14 protein-coding genes, 1 pseudogene and 1 riboswitch are annotated in these 18,676 nt (G+C 71.2%); of the genes and pseudogenes, 4 read left to right on the top strand and 11 right to left on the bottom strand.

Going from position 1 to position 18,676, the window contains the following annotated elements; genetic code table 11:
* Nucleotides 1–11: 11 nt before the first annotated feature.
* Genes ACQEV8_RS32860 through ACQEV8_RS32845 form a run of 4 tightly spaced genes read right to left on the bottom strand, consistent with a single transcriptional unit; the run spans nt 12 to nt 5,364 of the window.
* A complete protein-coding gene (locus tag ACQEV8_RS32860) occupies nt 12–662 on the bottom strand; it encodes a thymidine kinase (protein WP_432967414.1) in 651 nt (216 codons plus the stop codon).
* A gap of 44 nt (nt 663–706) precedes the next feature.
* Nucleotides 707–1,903 (bottom strand): alkaline phosphatase family protein, encoded by a 1,197-nt coding sequence (locus tag ACQEV8_RS32855; protein WP_432967411.1) that lies wholly within the window; start codon nt 1,901–1,903, stop codon nt 707–709.
* Entirely contained in the window at nt 1,903–2,490 is a 588-nt protein-coding gene (locus ACQEV8_RS32850; RefSeq protein WP_382591913.1) for a DUF5998 family protein, read from the bottom strand. Before ACQEV8_RS32850 ends, ACQEV8_RS32855 begins: the two co-directional genes overlap by 1 nt.
* 51 nt (nt 2,491–2,541) lie before the next feature.
* A complete protein-coding gene (locus tag ACQEV8_RS32845) occupies nt 2,542–5,364 on the bottom strand; it encodes a GNAT family N-acetyltransferase (protein ID WP_432967407.1) in 2,823 nt (940 codons plus the stop codon).
* 179 nt (nt 5,365–5,543) lie between these two features.
* Here ACQEV8_RS32845 and ACQEV8_RS32840 point away from each other — a divergent pair, with 179 nt between their 5' ends.
* The gene (locus ACQEV8_RS32840; protein WP_033308341.1) at nt 5,544–5,825 is read left to right on the top strand and encodes an HPr family phosphocarrier protein; all 282 of its coding nucleotides are present in this window, start codon (nt 5,544–5,546) and stop codon (nt 5,823–5,825) included.
* Nucleotides 5,826–5,993: 168 nt separating this feature from the next.
* Here the strand turns inward: ACQEV8_RS32840 and ACQEV8_RS32835 are convergent, their stop codons facing one another.
* From ACQEV8_RS32835 to ACQEV8_RS32820, 4 genes and pseudogenes are all read right to left on the bottom strand, one after another.
* A complete protein-coding gene (locus ACQEV8_RS32835) occupies nt 5,994–6,689 on the bottom strand; it encodes a GntR family transcriptional regulator (RefSeq protein ID WP_432967403.1) in 696 nt (231 codons plus the stop codon).
* Nucleotides 6,690–6,879: 190 nt separating this feature from the next.
* Nucleotides 6,880–7,665, bottom strand: a complete 786-nt coding sequence (locus tag ACQEV8_RS32830; RefSeq protein WP_432967400.1) for a M23 family metallopeptidase — start codon at nt 7,663–7,665, stop codon at nt 6,880–6,882.
* A 12-nt stretch (nt 7,666–7,677) separates the two neighbouring features.
* Nucleotides 7,678–7,841: riboswitch (cyclic di-AMP (ydaO/yuaA leader) on the bottom strand.
* 201 nt (nt 7,842–8,042) lie between these two features.
* Nucleotides 8,043–9,430: pseudogene (locus ACQEV8_RS32825) on the bottom strand (M16 family metallopeptidase).
* A complete protein-coding gene (locus ACQEV8_RS32820; RefSeq protein WP_432973168.1) occupies nt 9,427–10,803 on the bottom strand; it encodes a M16 family metallopeptidase in 1,377 nt (458 codons plus the stop codon). The pseudogene ACQEV8_RS32825 and the gene ACQEV8_RS32820 overlap by 4 nt, the downstream one beginning before the upstream one ends.
* 311 nt (nt 10,804–11,114) lie before the next feature.
* Here ACQEV8_RS32820 and ACQEV8_RS32815 point away from each other — a divergent pair, with 311 nt between their 5' ends.
* Complete coding sequence (locus ACQEV8_RS32815; RefSeq protein WP_432967397.1) at nt 11,115–13,571, top strand: DNA gyrase/topoisomerase IV subunit A; 2,457 nt, start codon at nt 11,115–11,117, stop codon at nt 13,569–13,571.
* A 29-nt stretch (nt 13,572–13,600) separates the two neighbouring features.
* Here ACQEV8_RS32815 and ACQEV8_RS32810 read toward each other — a convergent pair whose 3' ends face one another.
* The gene (locus ACQEV8_RS32810) at nt 13,601–14,665 is read right to left on the bottom strand and encodes a CobW family GTP-binding protein (protein ID WP_432967394.1); all 1,065 of its coding nucleotides are present in this window, start codon (nt 14,663–14,665) and stop codon (nt 13,601–13,603) included.
* 322 nt (nt 14,666–14,987) lie between these two features.
* Between ACQEV8_RS32810 and ACQEV8_RS32805 the strand changes: the two genes are divergently transcribed.
* Nucleotides 14,988–15,545, top strand: coding sequence for a DUF6082 family protein (locus tag ACQEV8_RS32805; protein WP_432967391.1), 558 nt, complete (start codon nt 14,988–14,990; stop codon nt 15,543–15,545).
* Between the two features lie 65 nt (nt 15,546–15,610).
* Here the strand turns inward: ACQEV8_RS32805 and ACQEV8_RS32800 are convergent, their stop codons facing one another.
* On the bottom strand, nt 15,611–15,850 hold the full coding sequence (locus ACQEV8_RS32800; protein ID WP_031105624.1) for a hypothetical protein: 240 nt from the start codon (nt 15,848–15,850) through the stop codon (nt 15,611–15,613).
* Between the two features lie 278 nt (nt 15,851–16,128).
* Nucleotides 16,129–17,292 carry a citrate synthase/methylcitrate synthase gene (locus ACQEV8_RS32795; protein WP_432967387.1) on the bottom strand — a complete coding sequence of 388 codons (1,164 nt, stop codon included), beginning with the start codon at nt 17,290–17,292 and terminating at the stop codon, nt 16,129–16,131.
* A 110-nt stretch (nt 17,293–17,402) separates the two neighbouring features.
* Here ACQEV8_RS32795 and ACQEV8_RS32790 point away from each other — a divergent pair, with 110 nt between their 5' ends.
* Complete coding sequence (locus ACQEV8_RS32790; RefSeq protein ID WP_432967384.1) at nt 17,403–18,659, top strand: citrate synthase; 1,257 nt, start codon at nt 17,403–17,405, stop codon at nt 18,657–18,659.
* Nucleotides 18,660–18,676: the final 17 nt, after the last annotated feature.

The raw sequence follows: 18,676 nt of genomic DNA, 5'->3' as shown, positions 1-18,676 counted from the left end.
CGAGTGGGCGGTCAGGCCGACGACATCGGCAGCACATCCGGTGACAGGGCCGCCGCGTGGGCCGCCGCCGCGGTCATCCGACGGCGGTGGTGGCGACGGCACAGAACCTCGTACCCGACCTCGTCGGCGGAGTGGGTGACGTCGCCGACGACCACCTGGGCGCCCTCGACGACCATGGCGCCGCCTATCGTGCGGGCGTTGTGCGTGGCGCGGGCGCCGCACCAGCACAGGGCCTCGACCTGGAGCACCTCGACCCGGTCGGCCAGTTCGACCAGCCGCTGGGTGCCGGGGAACAGCTTGGAGCGGAAGTCCGTCGTGATGCCGAAGGCGTAGACGTCGAGGCCCAGGTCGTCGACCACGCGCGCGAGTTGGTCGATCTGCTCCGGCGCGAGGAACTGCGCCTCGTCGGCGATCACATAGTCCGCGCGGCCGCCCTGCGAGAGGTGGTCGACGAGGTAGGCGTACAGGTCCTGCCCGTCCCCGACCTCCACCGCGTCCGTGACGAGGCCGAGGCGCGAGGACAGCTTGCCCTCGCCGGCGCGGTCGTCGCGCGAGAAGATCATGCCCGCCAGGCCGCGCGCCGAGCGGTTGTGCTCGATCTGGAGAGCCAGGGTCGACTTCCCGCAGTCCATCGTTCCGGAGAAGAACACCAGCTCGGGCATGGGAAGGTGAGCGCCTTTCGGTGAAGCGGGGATGTGGCGGGACGTCAGGAGCGTACTTCGAGCAGGGGTACCAACTGCTCGGCAGGGGTCATCGAACCGTGGTTGCCGACCATCGCCGACTCGTTGGGCTCCCGCTCGGAGGCGATGATCAGGACATCGTCCCGGGCGGCGGCGACCACGTCGCCGATACGGCCGTACACCCGCTCGTCGATCCGCGGGCCGAACCAGCCCGCCGCGATGGCCTCGTCGCGTGAGGCGATCCAGAACTGCTCGCCGAGCACCTCGCGCCAGCAGGTCAGGACGTCGTTCGCGGCACCGGGTACCGCGTAGACGTGCCGGGCGCGGCCCTCGCCGCCGAGCAAGGCGACTCCGGCGCTCAGTTCCCAGTCCTCGTCGAAGTCGAGGCGGTGCTCCTCGTCGAAGGGCACGTCGATCATTCCGTGGTCGGCGGTGACGTAGAGGGCGCTGCGGGGCGGCAGTTGCTCCGCGAGGCGCTGGACCAGGCGGTCGGCGTACATGAGCTGGCCGCGCCAGGCGTCGGAGTCGACGCCGTAGCGGTGGCCGGCGCCGTCGACCTCGGCGAAGTACGTGTACACCAGGGAGCGGTCGCCCGCGGCCAGTTGCTCGGCCGCCAGGTCGACCCGGTCTTCGCCGGGCAACCGCCCGAGGAACCTTCCGCCGCTGAGCGCGACCTTGGTCAGCGGAGTGTTCTCGAAGGTTGGGGACGAGACCTGCGCGGCGTGCACACCCGCCTCGTGCGCCAGCTGGAACACCGTCGGGTACGGCTGCCAGGGACCGGGCGGGGCCCACGGCTGCCAGCGCAGCTGGTTCATCAGCTCGCCGGTGTCCGGATTGCGCACGGTGTAACCGGGCAGGCCGTGCGCGCCGGGCGGCAGGCCGGTGCCGACGGAGGCGAGGGAGGTCGCGGTGGTCGCCGGGTAGCCGGCGGTGAGCGGGCGCCCGGTGCCGCCGCGCGAGGTGGCGAGCAGGGATGTCATGAACGGGGCGTCCTCGGGGTGCGCCCTCAGCTGCTCCCAGCCGAGGCCGTCGATCAGGAACACGCAGTTCCGGTCGGCGGGGGTCAGCTCGGAGATCGCGGCGCTCATCCCCGGCACGCCGAGGCCGGCGGCCAGGGTGGGCAGCAGGTCGGCGAGGGAGCCGCTGCCGTACTCGGGGACCGGTGCGGAGGCGACGGCGAGCGGTTCGGGGTAGTGGTCCCAGACCGTGTCGGGCTGCGCCATCAGCGGGTGGCGTCCGCGGTCGCCTCGGAGAGGGCCTGCGCGAAGGCGAGTGCCTGGCGCACAGTCTCCGGTCCGTCCCCCGCCTCGCTGACGCGCAGGCTGAGGTCGTCCGCCGTCGAGTTGCCGGTGTAGCCGTGGTCCGCCTCGCAGTTGGGGTCGCCGCAGGCGGCCGGCTCCAGATCGATGCGGGAGACGGCGCCCCAGCCGATGGTGAGGACGACCTCGCGGGGCAGAGTGCCCGGCTTGTACGACTCCGGGTTGGCGACAACCCGGCTGACCACGATCGACGAGATGCGGCCGATCTTCACGGACTCCGTCGACGTCGTGGCGTACGGCGTCGGGGAGGTGCTGTCGGCGGCCTGCTCGTCGGTGTGGCTGACGATGAAGCGGTTGTCGGTGAGGACGAGCACCGTCACGTGCCGCCGCACCTCGTTCTGGTCGAACGTCGTTTCCTGGTGGACCAGGTACGACCGCATGGGCTCGCCGCCCACGGCGGCCTCCACCGCCTCGGCCACGAGGGCCGGGTAGTAGCCGCTGCGCTCGATCGCCGCCCGCAGCCCCTGGGTCGTCGTACTGGTCTTGGCCATGACGCCCATCCTACGGGGGCCCACTGACTGCGAGGCACCGCTCGCCCCCTGTCAGTACGCGGGGAGGGTCCGCGGGCCGAGGTCGTCACGGGCGGGCGGGGTCGCCAGGCGGACGGAGGCGCCCAGGACGCTCAGGCCGTGCGAGGCGACGACGACCGGCTCCAGGGTGACCGCGACGACCTCGGGGTGGTCGTCCACCAGCCGGGACACCCGCAGCAGCAGCTCCTCCAGGGCGCGGGTGTCGGCCGGTGCGGAGCCGCGCCAGCCGAACAGCAGGGGTGCGGTGCGGATCGACCGCACCAACGAGCCCGCCTCCCGGTCGGTGACCGGGATCAGCCGGTGCGCCGTGTCCCCGAGCAGCTGTGAGGCGGCGCCGGCCAGCCCGAAGGAGAGCACGGCTCCGGCAGCGGGATCGATGACGGCCCGCACGACGACGTCCACGCCGCGCGGCGCCATCCGCTGCACCACGGGGCGCAGCTCGTCCGGTGCGCCGAACAGCTCGGTCAACTCGGTGTACGAACGTCGCAGTTGTTCCTCGTCCGCGAGGTCGAGCCGGACGCCACCCAGGTCGGCGCGGTGCCGCAGGTGCGGGGCGGTGGCCTTGAGGGCCACGGGGTAGCCGAGGGTGCGGGCGGCCTCGGCCGCGGCGTCGGGGGTCGGGGCGGGCAGGGCGCGGTGGACGTGGACGCCGTAGTGGCCGAGCAGGTCGCAGGTCTCCTCCGTGCCGAGCGTGAGTCCCTGCCCGCGCGCGAGCAGCCCGTCGATCAGCGCGGCGGCGCCCCTCTCGTCTATGTCCTCGTACTCGGGCACCTTGCCGGGGTCGGCGGCGTCGCGTCGCCATTGCGCGTAGGTGACGGCCTGGGCGAGGGCGCGGACGGCACGCTCGGCCGCGGGGTAGGCGGGGATGAGATGGGCGCCTTCGGGGGCCTCGACGGCGGGGGGCCGCTCTTCGGTGAGCGACGGACGAGGGGTGGTTTGCGGCGGTATGCCCGACTCTGTTTGTGGTGCCGTGCTCGCCGCCGCCGAGAGGGCCTCGGCCAGGCCGCCGAGCTCCACGTGCACGACCAGGACGGGCTTGGCCGGGGCGGCGGCCGATGCCGACCTCAGGGCCTCGGCGAGGGCCGCGTCCGCTACCGAGACCTCCCCCACCGCCGGTATGGCCGTGACGACGACAGCGTCGCACCGGTCGTCGGCCAGTGCGCGCGAGAGGGCCGCGTGGAAGTCCGCCGCGGAAGCCGCCGTGGTCAGGTCCTGCGGAGGGTGCGGCCTGAGACCCTCGGCGAGGCACGCGTCGTACGTGAGCAGGCCGAGCGACTCGGAGTTGCCGAGGATCGCCACCCGGGGCCCGGCGGGCAGGGGCTGTCGGGCGAGGAGGAGGCCCGCGTCCACCAGGTCGGTGATGGTGTCGACGCGGATGACTCCGGCCTGCCGCAGCAGGGCCGAGACGGTTTCGTGCGGCAGCCGGGTCGCCCGGACTGCGTGCCCCTGGGGAGCGGCCGCGTGTCGCGCGCCCTGGACCACGACCAGGGGTTTCGCCGCTGCCGTCCGGCGGGCGAGGCGGGTGAACTTGCGGGGGTTGCCGATGGACTCCAGGTACATGAGGACGACATCGGTGTCGGGGTCCTCGTACCAGTACTGGAGCACGTCGTTGCCGGAGACGTCGGCCCGGTTGCCGGAGGAGACGAAGGTGGAGACGCCGGTCACGCCCGTGACGCCGCCGCCGCGGCGGTGCAGCCGGGACAGCAGGGCGATGCCGATCGCGCCGGACTGGGCGAACAGGCCGATCCGGCCCGGGCGGGGCGTCTCGGGGGCGAGGGAGGCGTTGAGCCGTACCCGCGGGGAGGTGTTGATGACGCCGAAGGCGTTCGGCCCGATGATCCGCATGCCGTACGTGCGTGCGTGCCGCACGAGTGCGCGCTGGTTCTCGCGCCCTTCGAGGCCGCTCTCGGCATACCCGGCGGAGACCACGACGAGCCCCTGCACGCCGTGCTCGCCGCACTCGGTGACGACTTCGGGGACGTGCTCGGCCGGTACGGCGACGACCGCGACGTCGACCGGGCCGTCGATGTCGCGCACCGATCGGAGCGCGGGCACCCCGTCGAGCTCCTTCTGATCCTCGGGGAGGGCCTTGTTCACGGCGTACAGCCGGCCGGTGAACCCGGCGTCGCGAATGTTGCCCAGAACACTGCGGCCCACGCCGCCCGGTGTGCGGCCCGCGCCGATGACGGCGACCGAGCCGGGCGCGAGCAGCCGCTGCACCGACCGGGCCTCGGCGCGGTGTTCACGCGCGTACTGCACGGCGAGGGAGCGGTCGGTGGGTTCGAGGTCGAACTCCAGACGGACCACACCGTCCTCGAAGCTGCGCTTCTGGGTGTACCCGGCGTCCGTGAACACCTTGATCATCTTGCTGTTGGCGGGCAGCACCTCGGCGGCGAAGCGGCGGATGCCGCGCTCCCTGGCGACCGCGCCGATGTGCTCCAGCAGGGCGGAGGCGACGCCCCGGCCCTGGTGGGCGTCCTGGACCAGGAAGGCCACCTCGGCCTCGTCGGCCGGTGCCGACGCGGGCGTTCCGTCGGCGCCGATCCGGTCGTAGCGTACGGTGGCGATGAACTCGCCGCCGACCGTGGCCGCGAGTCCCACCCGGTCCACAAAGTCGTGGTGCGTGAAGCGGTGGACGTCCTTGGCGGACAGGCGAGGGTACGGCGCGAAGAAGCGGTAGTACTTCGACTCGTCGGAGACCTGCTCGTAGAAGCTGACCAGGCGATCGGCGTCATCAACGGTGATGGGCCGGATGCGCGCGGTACCCCCGTCGCGCAGCACCACGTCGGCTTCCCAGTGGGCGGGATACTCGTGCCGGTCCGGCGAGGTCTGCATGGGCCCCAGAGTACGGCTAGCGTCCGACAGCGGGCGCGAGGCAGTCTGTGGAGGGCGTCAGTCGGGTCGAGGCCGCGATCCGACGGCACCCCGGGGCGGTTCATCAGGACCGCTCCGGCACAGCTTCACGTTATGGGAAACTGGTCTAGACAACCCTGAACACCGAAGGGCAGCAACACATGGCTGAGCGCCGCGTCAACGTCGGCTGGGCCGAGGGCCTCCACGCCCGCCCCGCTTCCATCTTCGTCCGAGCCGCCACGGCCGCAGGCGTCCCGGTGACGATCGCCAAGGCCGACGGCAAGCCCGTCAACGCGGCCTCCATGCTGGCCGTCCTCGGCCTGGGCGCCCAGGGCGGCGAGGAGATCGTCCTCGCCTCCGACGCCGAGGGCGCGGACGCCGCCCTGGACCGGCTGGCCAAGCTGGTCTCCGAGGGCCTGGAGGAACTGCCCGAGACCGTCTGAGTATTTCCCCGCGCCCGAACCGGCGCACACTGAAGAGCTCGTCCGAATTCCTCGGGCGAGCTCTTCGCCTTTCCGGCGCATTTCCTGTCGACGAACAGCCGGCGGACAGTCGGCGGGCAGCAGAAATAATCCCCCGCGATTTCCCGCTCTTTGTATACGGCTCCCGTGTTAATGCCGCAGGCTTGCCGTGTTTACGGCATGTTGCGAGTTCCTCACACGCTCGGCGCGCTCCCCGGCGGAGCCGAAACGCAGCCGGTGCGCGCCCGTCGCACGCTCGGTGTGCAGCGCCGTGACCGCCCGCGCGCGCTCACTGTCCCCGCGCGCCACCGCGTCCACGATCGCGCCGTGCTCGGCCCAGCACTCCACAGGTCCGGCCGGGGCCTCCACGGCGTACATCCAGGCGATCTTGTGCCGGAGCTGGGTGAGCATCGAGGTCAGCGCGGGGCTGCCCGAGGCCTGGGCCAGCGTCTCGTGGAACCAGCCGCCCAGAGAGCGCAGGTCGTCGCTGTTGCCCCGGCGGGCGCGCTCCTGGCCGAGCCTGACCAGACCGCGCAGCACCTTCAGATGGGCCTCTGTGCGGCGCTGGGCGGCGCGGGCGGCACCCAGCGGCTCCAGCAGCACGCGCATCTCCAGCAGGTCGGCGGCCTCCTGCTCGGTGGGTTCGGCGACACACGCGCCCGCGTGCCGCCGGGTGACCACGAAGCCCTCGGCCTCCAGGGTGCGCAGGGCCTCCCGGACAGGGACGCGCGAGACGCCGTAGCGGCGCGCGAGGAGCTCCTCGGTGAGCCGGCTGCCGCGCTCGTAGACACCCGCGACGATGTCGTCCCGGATGGCCGTGCACACCGAGTGCGCGGGAATACGCATACCGACCTCCGCTTAATCCCCGTGAAACGTCTACTGGTGACGCGTGTTCCGTGACTCTATTGCAATGAGCCGGAATTTCCGACGGCGAGCAGGAAATGAGGGATATTTTTTGGACAGTCGGCCGTGACGAACGCCGAAAGCCCCGGCTCGGGGAGCCGGGGCTTTCGGGAAGTACAGTCGCCTCAGATGTTCAGACGTTCACGCCGTGCGAGCGGAGGTAGGCGACGGGGTCGATGTCGGACCCGTACTCGGGGCCGGTGCGGGCCTCGAAGTGCAGATGCGGGCCGGTCACGTTGCCGGTCGCGCCGGACAGGCCGATCTGCTGGCCGGGGGTGACCTTCTGGCCCACCGACACGCTGCTGGACGACAGGTGGCCGTACTGGGTGTACGTCCCGTCGTTCATCTTGATCACGACCTGGTTGCCGTAGGAACCGCCCCAGCCGGCCTCGACGACCTCACCCATGCCGACCGAGTGGACGGCCGTGCCGCTGGCGGCGTGGAAGTCGACGCCGGTGTGACTGCCGGAGGACCAGACGGCGCCGCCGGACTTGTAGCCGGTGGAGACGTACGAGCCGGAGATCGGCGACACGAAGGTGTTGAGACGCTTGCGCTCGGCCTCGCGGGCGGCGCGTTCCTTGGCCTCGCGGGCCTTCTCGGCCGCTTCCTTGGCCTCCTTGGCCACCTCGGCGGCCCGCTCGCGGGCGGCCTCCTCGGCCTTCTTCTTGGCGGCGGCCTGTTCGGCCGCCTGCTTCTGGGCGACGGCCTGGGCGTCGATCTTCTGGGCCACGGTGTCGCCCATGGTGACGACCGGGGTGAGGCCCGTCTGCTCGGCAGCGGGCTCCGCGGCGAAGGCCGGGGCGGCCACGGTGCCGACGACACCGGTGGTGGCGAGGGCCGCGACACCCGCGGCGCGGGCCGTGCGGCGCTGGATCCGGCTGGGACGACGGTGCTTCCCGGTGGCGCGCGTGAACGCCATGTGGTGGCTGGTCCTTTCCTTCCCTCTCGCCTACCGGGTTAGCTGACGGGTTCGGAGCAGGAAGGTCTCCTACGGACCCCCTCGCGACTCGCGCGGGCGTCCGATTCACCCCAGGGACTGCGTGGGTCCCCGGCTCCCCTGGCTCGCGCCGTACGGGGACTCGGCGATGACTGTCCGGTGCCGCGGGTGCGGCGCACTGCCTGACGAACAGCCCGGACGACGCTAAGCGGCGCCACTTTCAATTCCCAAACGAATCCCGGTTTTTGTAGCGCATCCCACAGGGCAGACGGGAAACTCCCGCCCCAATTCGGGCATAAAGGAGCCCTGGTGCCTTAGAAGACAACCAGGGCCCCTACGCGCGCGCCGCTCTCCTCCCGCTACTCGGCGGCGACGACGGCGACTTCGCCGATGCCGAGGGCCTCCACGGGGCCCTTGATCTGCGCCGCGTCACCGACGAGGACGGTCACCAGACGGTCCCCGGGAAGGCGCTGACGGCCGCCGCGGTGGCCTCCACCGTGCCGGTCGCGGCGAGTTGCCGGTACAGCGCGGCCTGGAAGTCGTCGGGCAGGTGCTGCTCGACCTGGTCCGCCAGCGTGCTCGCGACGGCCGCCGCCGTCTCGTACTTCAGCGGCGCCACGCCGACCAGGTTCTGCACGGCGACGTCCCGCTCGGCGTCGGTCAGCCCCTCGGCGGCGAGGGTGCGCAGCACCGTCCAGAGGTCATCGAGCGCGGGGCCGGTGTTGGGGGTGTCCACGGAGCCGCTGATGGCGAGCATCGCGGCACCGGTCCCGTCCGGGGCGGACCTGAGGACCTGGGCGAACGCCCGCACGCCGTAGGTGTAGCCCTTCTCCTCGCGCAGGACGCGGTCCAGGCGGGAGGTGAGGGTGCCACCGAGGCAGTACGTGCCGAGCACCTGGGCGGGCCAGACGCGGTCGTGCCGGTCCGAGCCGATCCGGCCGATCAGCAGCTGCGTCTGGACGGCGCCCGGACGGTCCACGATGACGACCCGGCCCGTGTCGTCGGCGGTCACCGGCGGCACCGGCCGCGGCTCGGCCGAGGAGCCGGTCCAGGCGCCCAGCGTGTCGCCGAGCAGCGCGTCGAGGTCGATGCCGGTGAGGTCGCCGACGACCACGGCGGTGGCCGTCGCGGGGCGGACGTGCTTCTCGTAGTAGCCGCGTACGGCCGCGGAGTCGATCGCGGCGACCGTCTCCTCGGTGCCCTGCCGGGGCCGCGACATGCGCGAGCCCGCCGGGAACAGCTCCTTGGAGAGCTCCTTGGCGGCACGGCGGGCGGGGTTGGCCAGCTCGTGCGGGATCTCGTCGAGGCGGTTGTTGACCAGCCGCTCGACCTCGCTGTCCGCGAACGCGGGCGCCCTGAGGGCGTCAGCGATCAGGTGGAGTCCCTTGGCGAGCCGGGAGGCCGGCACCTCCAGGCTCAGCCGGACGCCCGGGTGGTCGGCGTGCGCGTCGAGGGTGGCGCCGGCACGCTCCAGCTCGGCGGCGAAGTCCTCGGCGGAGTGCTTGTCGGTGCCCTCGGAGAAGGCCCGGGCCATGATCGTGGCGACCCCGTCGAGGCCGGCCGGCTCGGCGTCCAGGGGGGCGTCCAGCAGCACCTCCACGGCGACGACCTGCTGGCCGGGGCGGTGGCAGCGCAGCACCGTGAGGCCGTTGTCGAGCGTGCCGCGCTCGGGGGCCGGGAAGGCCCACGGCTTGGCGTCGCCCGCCTGCGGCTGCGGGTGGAAGTCCATCGTGGCGAGCTCGGTCACTTGGCCGCCTCCTCGTTCTCGTCCGTGGCCGCGGCCGCGGTGTCCTCGATGCTGTCGGCGTCCTCGCCGGTCTCGTCGGCGACGGGCTCGTAGACGAGCACCGCGCGGTTGTCGGGCCGCAGACGGGCCTTGGCGACCTCCTTGACCTCCTCCGCCGTGACCTCCAGGACGCGCTGCACGGCGGTCAGGGCGAGCTGCGGGTCGCCGAACAGCACGGCGTACCGGCACAGTTCGTCGGCCCGTCCGGAGACCGTGCCGAGCCGGTCCAGCCACTCGCGCTCCAACTGGGCCTGGGCGCGCTCCATCTCCTCGGCCGTGGGGCCCTCCTCGGCGAACCGGGCGAGCTCCTCGTCGATGGCGGTCTCGATGACCGGCACCTCCACGTCACCGGACGTCTTCACGTCCAGCCAGCCCAGGGAGGGTGCCCCGGCGAGCCGCAGCAGGCCGAAGCCGGCGGCCACGGCCGTACGGTCCCGTCGTACGAGGCGGTTGTAGAGACGAGAGGACTCGCCGCCGCCGAGGACGGTGAGGGCCAGGTCGGCCGCGTCGCACGCGCGTGTGCCGTCGTGCGGCAGCCGGTAGGCGGCCATCAGGGCGCGCGCCGGGACCTCCTCCTCGACGACCTCGCGCAGCTGCTCGCCGATGGTCTCCGGCAGCGAGCCGTCCCGGGGCGGGTGCTTGCCGTCGTGGCCGGGGATGGAGCCGAAGTACTTCTCGATCCAGGCCAGGGTCTGCTCCGGGTCGATGTCGCCGACCACGGAGAGCACGGCGTTGTTCGGCGCGTAGTAGGTCCGGAAGAACGCGCGCGCGTCCTCCAGGGTCGCCGCGTCCAGGTCGGCCATCGAGCCGATCGGGGTGTGGTGGTAGGGGTGGCCCTCCGGGTAGGCGAGGGCGGTCAGCTTCTCGAAGGCGGTGCCGTAGGGCACGTTGTCGTAGCGCTGGCGGCGCTCGTTCTTGACGACGTCGCGCTGGTTCTCCATCGACTCGTCGTCGAGGGCGGTCAGCAGGGAGCCCATGCGGTCGGCCTCCAGCCAGAGGGCGAGCTCCAGCTGGTGGGTGGGCATGGTCTCGAAATAGTTGGTGCGCTCGAAGCTGGTGGTGCCGTTCAGCGAGCCGCCCGCGCCCTGGACGAACTCGAAGTGGCCGTTGCCCTTCACCTGGGCGGAGCCCTGGAACATCAGATGCTCGAAAAGGTGAGCCAGGCCGGTACGCCCCTTGACTTCGTGGCGCGAGCCGACGTCGTACCAGAGGCACACCGCCGCGACCGGGGTCAGGTGGTCCTCGGAGAGCACCACGCGCAGGCCGTTGGCCAGGCGGTGCTCGGTCGCTGTCAGGCCCCCGGAGCCTGCCTGGGCTGTGGCCGTGTGACCCATGGGCATGTACGTCCCTTCGATCGCGGTGCGGTCGTTCCGACCGCGGATTCCTGCCGGTCCTGCCACTGTATGCAAGCGTGCGGAGCGCTGGTGAAGTTCCCGGCCGCGTACGCGGAGAGCGAGATCGAGTGACCCGCTGTGCCGGCCCGGACGGCGTGACGGACGTCAGAGACCGGGTCCTGGTCCCGGTTGTCAGTGCGGCGGTCCACAATGGTCGGCGTCAGATCCGGATCGCAGAGGCAAGAGCGAGCCGAAGGGCCGAATGAACGCCCCGCAGGCGAGCGACCAGCAAACAGGAGGAGCCGGCAGCGATGGCCCGCCGCAGCACGAAGACCCCGCCGCCCGAGGACTCGTACGAGGAGAGGATCCTCGACATCGACGTCGTCGACGAGATGCAGGGCTCCTTCCTCGAGTACGCGTACTCGGTCATCTACTCCCGCGCCCTGCCGGACGCACGCGACGGCCTCAAGCCGGTGCACCGCCGCATCGTCTACCAGATGAGCGAGATGGGCCTGCGTCCCGAGCGCGGGTACGTCAAGTGCGCCCGGGTCGTCGGCGAGGTGATGGGTAAGCTGCACCCGCACGGCGACGCGTCGATCTACGACGCCCTCGTGCGCATGGCCCAGCCCTTCTCGATGCGCGTCCCCCTGGTCGACGGCCACGGCAACTTCGGCTCGCTGGGCAACGACGACCCGCCGGCCGCCATGCGGTACACCGAGTGCCGGATGGCCGAGGCGACGAGCCTGATGACGGACTCCATCGACGAGGACACCGTCGACTTCAACCCCAACTACGACGGCCAGGAGCAGGAGCCGGTGGCCCTGCCCGCCGCCTTCCCGAACCTCCTGGTCAACGGCGCCTCGGGCATCGCGGTCGGCATGGCCACGAACATGCCGCCGCACAATCTGCGCGAGGTCATCTCGGCCGCCCGCCACCTGATCCGGTACCCGAACGCGGATCTCGACGCCCTGATGAAGCACGTCCCGGGCCCGGACCTGCCCACCGGCGGCCGCATCGTCGGACTGCCCGGCATCCGGGACGCGTACGAGACGGGCCGCGGCACGTTCAAGATGCGGGCGACCGTCGCCGTGGAGCCCGTGACGGCCCGCCGCAAGGGCCTCGTCGTCACCCAGCTGCCCTTCACGGTCGGCCCGGAGAAGGTGATCGCCAAGATCAAGGACCTGGTCGGCTCGAAGAAGCTCCAGGGCATCGCCGACGTCAAGGACCTCACCGACCGCCAGCACGGCCTGCGCCTGGTCATCGAGATCAAGAACGGCTTCGTGCCGGAGGCGGTCCTGGAGCAGCTGTACAAGCTGACGCCGATGGAGGAGTCCTTCGGCATCAACAACGTGGCCCTGGTCGACGGCCAGCCGCTCACACTGGGCCTCAAGGAGCTCCTGGAGGTCTACCTCGACCACCGCTTCACCGTCGTACGGCGGCGTTCGGAGTTCCGCCGCGGCAAGAAGCGCGACCGGCTGCACCTGGTCGAGGGCCTGCTGACGGCCCTGCTGGACATCGACGAGGTCATCCGCCTCATCCGCTCCAGCGAGAACTCCGCGCAGGCGAAGCAGCGCCTGATGGAGCAGTTCTCGCTGAGCGAGGTGCAGACGCAGTACATCCTCGACACACCGCTGCGCCGTCTCACCAAGTTCGACCGCATCGAGCTGGAGGCGGAGAAGGACCGGCTCAACGCGGAGATCGAGGAACTGACCCGGATCCTCGACTCGGACGCCGAGCTGCGCAAGCTGGTCTCCTCCGAACTGGCGACCGTCGCCAAGAAGTTCGGAACCGACCGGCGCACGGACCTGCTGGAGTCGAACGGTGCTCCGGTCGCGACCGTACCGCTCCAGGTGGCCGACGACCCGTGCCAGGTGCTGCTGTCCTCCACGGGTCTGCTGGCCCGTACGGCGAACGGCGAGCCGTTCGAAGAGGGCACCGGCGCCGCGCGCGTGAAGCACGACGTGATCGTCTCGGCGGTGCCGGCCACCGCCCGTGGCGAGGTGGGCGCGGTCACCTCGACGGGCCGGCTGCTGCGGCTGAACGTGATCGACCTGCCCCAGCTCCCCGAGTCGATGTCGACGCCGAACCTCGCGGGGGGCGCCCCGCTGGCGGAGTTCGTCTCCCTGGAGGACGACGAGACGGTGATCTGTCTGACGACCCTGGACGAGTCGTCGCCGGGCCTGGCGATCGGCACCGCGCAGGGCGTGGTCAAGCGCGTGGTGCCGGACTATCCGTCCCACAAGGAAGAGCTCGAGGTGATCACCCTCAAGGAGGGCGACCGGATCGTCGGCGCGGTGGAACTGCGGACCGGCGACGAGGATCTGATCTTCATCTCCGACGACGCCCAGCTGCTGCGCTACCCGGCCGCGCAGGTCCGCGCCCAGGGCCGCGCGGCGGGCGGCATGGCGGGCATCAAGCTCACGGAGGGCGCGAAGGTCATTTCCTTCACCGCGGTGGATCCGGCGACGGACGCCGTCGTCTTCACCGTCGCGGGCTCGCGCGGCACGCTGGACGACTCCGTCCAGACGACGGCCAAGCTGACCCCGTTCGACCAGTACCCGCGCAAGGGCCGCGCCACGGGCGGCGTCCGCTGCCAGCGGTTCCTGAAGGGCGAGGACTGCCTGTCCCTGGCCTGGGCGGGCCCGGTCCCTGCCCTCGCGGCACAGAAGAACGGCACTCCGGTCGACCTTCCGGAGATCGACCCGCGGCGGGACGGCTCGGGGGTTTCCCTGGCGAAGACCGTGTGGGTGGTGGCGGGGCCGGTCTAGGCGGACTCCGGAAGGTCCGGACAGCTCACCTAGGCAGGCTCCGCGAGATCCTCCTCGGTGCCCGGTACGTATCGCAGTACGCCCCACATGCCGTGCTCATCGGCGTGTGGGGCCTCACTCCGGCACGCATCGAGCTGCTTGCCGAGGGCGGCGGTGTCGATGCCGGAGCCGATGAGGACCAGCTGGGAGAGGTGTTCGTCGCCGGCCGGCCAGGGCTCCGGGTAGAAGCGCAGGAACCGCCCGACGGCGTGGACGGCGTAGCGGTTCTGGACGTCGTGGGGCCCGAAGTCGACGTACCCCTTGATCCGGTACAGCCCCTCGGGCCTGCTGTCGAGGAACTTCATCAACCGGCGTGGGTCGAGGGGCTCCCGGGAGACGAACGGCAGGCTGTCGTACGCACTGTGCAGATGCCCGGCATGGCCGTCCGCGCCGGTCTCGTGCAGGTCGTCGAAGGACAGCTGCCCGATACGTTCCTCGCTCGGCCGGCAGTCGAAGAGGAACTCGGGGTCGATCCGGCCGTAGGTGGCCGGGACGACGGCCGCGCGGTCGGCCAGGGACCGGACCAGCCTGAGGACGCGCTCACCGTCGGCCACCCGGTCGGCCTTGTTGACCACGACGAGGTCGGCCAGCGCGAGATGCCGGTCGATCTCGGGATGCCTGGCCCGGGTGTCGTCGAACTCGGCGGCGTCGACGACCTCGACGAGCCCGCCGTACACGATCCCCGGATCCTCGCTCGCGAGCACCATCCGCACGAGTTCCTGCGGCTCGGCGAGACCGCTGGCCTCGATGACGATGACGTCGATGCCCAGGGACGGCTCCGTGAGCCGCTCGAGATAGAGATCCAGTTCGCCGGCGTCGACGGCGCAGCACAGGCATCCGTTGCCGAGCGAGACGGTCGAATCGCCGAGCGCGCCCGCGACGGCCATCGCGTCGATCTCAATGGCCCCGAAGTCATTGACGACCGCGCCGATCCGGCTGCCTCCGCTGCGGTGGAGGAGATGATTGAGCAGCGTGGTCTTTCCGGATCCGAGGAATCCGGCCAGGATCACGACCGGGATCTGCCGCTGACTCGGGCTCGGGCTCGGCTGGCTCACCGTGCGACCTCTCTCACGCCGACGCGTGCACCGGCTCGCGTTCTCGGCACAGGGACGAAGAATGAATGCCGAACCAGGATACGAGCCGCAGGAATCACGCCGAAGTGAACGATTGTTAGCTGCACTTGCGGGGCAGACGTTCGGCAAGGCGCCGGATCGTGCGACCCTCGCTTCCCTCCGTGCGCCGCCTCTCCGCCTCCCCGCCGATCAGAGCCGCTCGGCACTCTGGGGAGACGGCAAGCGCCGCCCACTGCTCGCCGGTCCCCTCCAGTCGACCCGCATCCCGACGACCGGCGGACGGCCGCCTGACTCGGGGGTTGACATGGCCACACGGAATATTGGCATACAGGGACTGCGCTCAGCCGCCGCGGCCGGACTCGGCATGGTGGCCGGCGCTCTCGTCGCCATGGCGGCACAGAAGCAGGCGATGGACACGCTGCACGAACGCCTGGACCAGCTGGAACGGCACGCCCGTACACAGCAGCGCTCCAATCTGGCCAGGCAGCAGCGGCAGCACTGGGAGCTGCTGAGCAAGGCGATCGACGATCCCGAACTCGCCGAGGTCCTGGACATCTTCGAGCGGCCCGTCACCCCTGAGCGGCGCCGGCAGTACCTCTTCGCCAACGCGCTGTACACCAACCTGCTCTGCTACTACCGCATCGGCAACATGGGAAGGGACGAGTTCTTCAAGCACGTCCGGGGCATCTTCCAGAACCCGATCGTCAGGGAATACTGGTACGCGACCCAGCAACAGCGCGCGAGTCTCACGGGCACCGAGGAGGCGGAACTCGGCCGGCTCGTCGACGACCTGCTCCTGCAACTCGATGAAGCGGACACCGATGAGTGGTGGGTGGTCGGTGAGCCTCCCACCGGCCCATGACGGGAGGAGCCGACCCGCACGGCACCGCGCCGAGCCGGGCCGGCTCCTTCACGACCACGACATCGTCAGGCGTCGGGGATGTCCTTCTTCGCCTTGACCAGGGTCTCCCGGGTGATGACGACGATGCGTTCGTAGTCGGCGCGTCCGGCGTCGTCGGGCAGTTGAGTGTCGAGGGAGTCAGTGACATCCGTGCCGATGACCGCGAAGTTCCCGTCGGCCAATTCGAAGATGTCGGGACATGTCCCGCCACCGGTACTGCCTCGATAGCGGGGAGCGACACCAAGGCGGCGGATGATCTGACTCACTGTTGCATTCCTCTGTTCTCAAGGCACAAGCGCATGCGCCCGCGGCCGCGCGAGCGGTGGCATCCTCGCAGGCCCAAGCCTTGATCGCCGTGCGGCACGCGCACAGTCCGCCCCCGCGCCCCAAGGACGCAAGGCATCTTTGCGGCCCTGTTTTATCACCCGCGAGGGTGGGGCCACTCACGTTCCCGGAGAACATCCGCAAGAGTGATGGAAGGCAGTGAAGAATCGATCATCAGCCCGTTTGAGGCATTTATGACTGTTTATGCAGTCGGCACCGATCAGACAGTCGGCACCGACTCGGGCGCCGTTGGCCCCACATACCGCGCCACCGGCCTGATGATCTTCGTGTCCTCCGCCTGTTCCAGGATGTTGGCGCTCCAGCCCACCGCTCGCGCCGCGGCGAAGGTCGGAGTGAACATCTCCCGGGGCAGACCGCACAGTTCCATGACGACCCCCGCGTAGTACTCGACGTTGGTGTGGAGCTCACGGCCGGGCTTCAGCTCCGCCAGGATCGCCTCGACGTGACGCTCGACCTCCACGGCGAAGTCCACGCGCGGCCCGCCGAACGCCTGGGCGACCTCGCGCAGCATCCGGGACCGCGGGTCCTCCGTGCGGTAGATCGCGTGCCCGAAGCCCATGATGCGATCCCCGGCGAGCACCCGCTGACGCACCCAGGGGTCGATCCGGTCCGGGGTGCCGATCGCGTCCAGGGTGTCCAGCGCACGGCTGGGCGCACCTCCGTGCAGCGGCCCGGACAGCGCCGCCACCGCACCGGCGAGGCACGCGGCCACATCCGCACCGGTCGACGCGATGACCCGGGCCGTGAAGGTTGACGCATTGAATCCGTGATCAATGGTTGAGATCAGATATTGCTCGATCGCCCGCGCATGCTGCTCGGTCGGTACCGAGCCGGTCAGCATGTAGAGGTAGTTCGCCGCGTACGACAGGTCCTCGCGCGGCTCCACGGGCTCGAGCCCCTGCTCCAGCCGGTGCAGCGCGGTGAGCAGCGTGGGTACGGCGGCGGCCGCCTCGAGCGTGTCCCGCAGGCGCTGCTCGGCGTCGACGTCGTACACGGGACGGAACCCCTTCGCCGCACCCAGCAGCGACAGCGCCGTACGCATCCCGGCGAGCGGGCCGGAGCGCCCGCCGGCCGCCGCTATGGCCGGCAGGGCGGCCCACACCTCGTCGGGGAGCCGCCGCAGCGCGGCGGTCTCGGCCGCGAAGGCCGCCCTCCGCCCGGCGTCCGGCAGTTCGCCGTGCACGAGCAGGTGCCAGACGTCCTCGAAGCCGCGGGTCCGCGCGAGGTCGACGGCCGAATACTGCCGGTAGTGGTAGAAGCCCTCGAGGCCGCGGACGTCACCGATCCGGGTGTCGGTGACAACGACCCCGGCGAGCCCCCGTGGCACGTCGAGAAGAGTGGTTGCGGACCTGTTGACGGACATGTCTTCCTCCCTGGACTTGATTCGACTGTCCATGATTGACTCAAGCCATGTCAATATTGATCCAATCAATACATCACTCAATGGACCGCTAGGCGGATACGGTGACCCCCATGCGCGATCAAGAACCCGCTCCCCGCGACGCGGACAGGCGGCTGAGCACCAAGGAGGCCGCCGAGCTGCTCGGCGTGAAGCCGGAGACCGTGTACGCGTACGTGAGCCGAGGTCAGCTCAGCAGCCGACGGGTGACCGGCGGCCGGGGCAGCACCTTCGACGCCGGGGAGGTCGAGGCGCTCGCCCGGCGCAACAGGCGGGAGGGCGCGGGCAGTTCCGGATCCGGCGGCGAGCTGTCCGTGCGGACCCGCATCACGCTCATCGAGAGCGACCGCTACTGCTTCCGCGGTGTCGACGCGGTGGACCTGGCCGCACGGCACACCTACGAGGAGGTCGCCGAGTGGCTGTGGACGGGCCGGATGCACCGGGGCGGCACGTTCACCGCGCCCCCCGCCTCCGTCGCCGTGGCCCGCCGCGCCGTCGACGCACTGCCCGAACACGCCGCGCCCACCGATCTGCTGCGCGTAGCGACGATCGCCGCCGCGACCGCCGACCCGCTGCGGTTCGACCTGTCCGAGGAGGCCGTGCTCGGCACGGCGCGCACGCTCATTCCCACGCTCGTCGCCGCGCTGCCACCCGTGAGACACGACCGCCGCGACGAGGGCCCCCTGGCACACCGCCTGTGGACCCGGCTGACCGGGCGGGACGCCGACGAGGCGTCGCTGCGCGCCCTGGACGCCGCTCTCGCCCTGCTCGTCGACCACGACCTTGCCGCCTCCACGCTCGCCGTGCGTGTCGCCGCGTCGGCCCGTGCCCACGCCTACGCGGCTGTCTCCGCGGGACTGGGCGTGATCGAGGGCCCGCTGCACGGCGCGGCCAGCGGGCTCGCCCACCGGCTGCTCCTCGACGTGCTCGACCAGGGCGACGCGGCGCCCGTGATCGCGGACGAACTGCGCGCCGGCCGCCGTATCCCGGGACTCGGCCACCGGCTCTACCCCGGCGAGGACCCACGCGCGCGTGCCCTGTTCACCTTCCTGGAACAGATCCCGTGCGCGGAGCCCGCCCTGCTCGCGGCCCGCGACATCGTCGACACCACGGCCCGCCATGCCCCGCTGCACGCCAACGTCGACCTGGCGCTCGCCGTGCTCACCGCGTCCTGCGGCATGCCCTCGACAGCCGGCGAGACGATCTTCGCCGTGGCCCGTACGGCGGGCTGGATCGCTCACGCGCTGGAGGAGTACGGCGAACGCCCCCTGCGCATGCGTCCGAGCGGTCTCTACGCGGGTCCGAAGCCGCCTCAGCCACTGCCGGAGTAGGGCAGGGCGGGCCCGGC

It is taken from the genome of Streptomyces sp. CA-179760 (assembly GCF_050937045.1).
GTDB lineage: Bacteria > Actinomycetota > Actinomycetes > Streptomycetales > Streptomycetaceae > Streptomyces.
This window is presented reverse-complemented; position numbering and strand designations above follow the sequence as displayed.

What these genes read in the sequence shown, in the direction of transcription:
- ACQEV8_RS32830 (WP_432967400.1), bottom strand. Translation starts at nt 7,665, where the DNA reads ATGGCGTTCACGCGCGCCACCGGGAAGCACCGTCGTCCCAGCCGGATC.
- ACQEV8_RS32860 (WP_432967414.1), bottom strand. Translation starts at nt 662, where the DNA reads ATGCCCGAGCTGGTGTTCTTCTCCGGAACGATGGACTGCGGGAAGTCG.
- ACQEV8_RS32820 (WP_432973168.1), bottom strand. Translation starts at nt 10,803, where the DNA reads ATGGGTCACACGGCCACAGCCCAGGCAGGCTCCGGGGGCCTGACAGCG.
- ACQEV8_RS32835 (WP_432967403.1), bottom strand. Translation starts at nt 6,689, where the DNA reads ATGCGTATTCCCGCGCACTCGGTGTGCACGGCCATCCGGGACGACATC.
- ACQEV8_RS32850 (WP_382591913.1), bottom strand. Translation starts at nt 2,490, where the DNA reads ATGGCCAAGACCAGTACGACGACCCAGGGGCTGCGGGCGGCGATCGAG.
- ACQEV8_RS32815 (WP_432967397.1), top strand. Translation starts at nt 11,115, where the DNA reads ATGGCCCGCCGCAGCACGAAGACCCCGCCGCCCGAGGACTCGTACGAG.
- ACQEV8_RS32805 (WP_432967391.1), top strand. Translation starts at nt 14,988, where the DNA reads ATGGCCACACGGAATATTGGCATACAGGGACTGCGCTCAGCCGCCGCG.
- ACQEV8_RS32795 (WP_432967387.1), bottom strand. Translation starts at nt 17,292, where the DNA reads ATGTCCGTCAACAGGTCCGCAACCACTCTTCTCGACGTGCCACGGGGG.
- ACQEV8_RS32855 (WP_432967411.1), bottom strand. Translation starts at nt 1,903, where the DNA reads ATGGCGCAGCCCGACACGGTCTGGGACCACTACCCCGAACCGCTCGCC.
- ACQEV8_RS32845 (WP_432967407.1), bottom strand. Translation starts at nt 5,364, where the DNA reads ATGCAGACCTCGCCGGACCGGCACGAGTATCCCGCCCACTGGGAAGCC.
- ACQEV8_RS32790 (WP_432967384.1), top strand. Translation starts at nt 17,403, where the DNA reads ATGCGCGATCAAGAACCCGCTCCCCGCGACGCGGACAGGCGGCTGAGC.
- ACQEV8_RS32840 (WP_033308341.1), top strand. Translation starts at nt 5,544, where the DNA reads ATGGCTGAGCGCCGCGTCAACGTCGGCTGGGCCGAGGGCCTCCACGCC.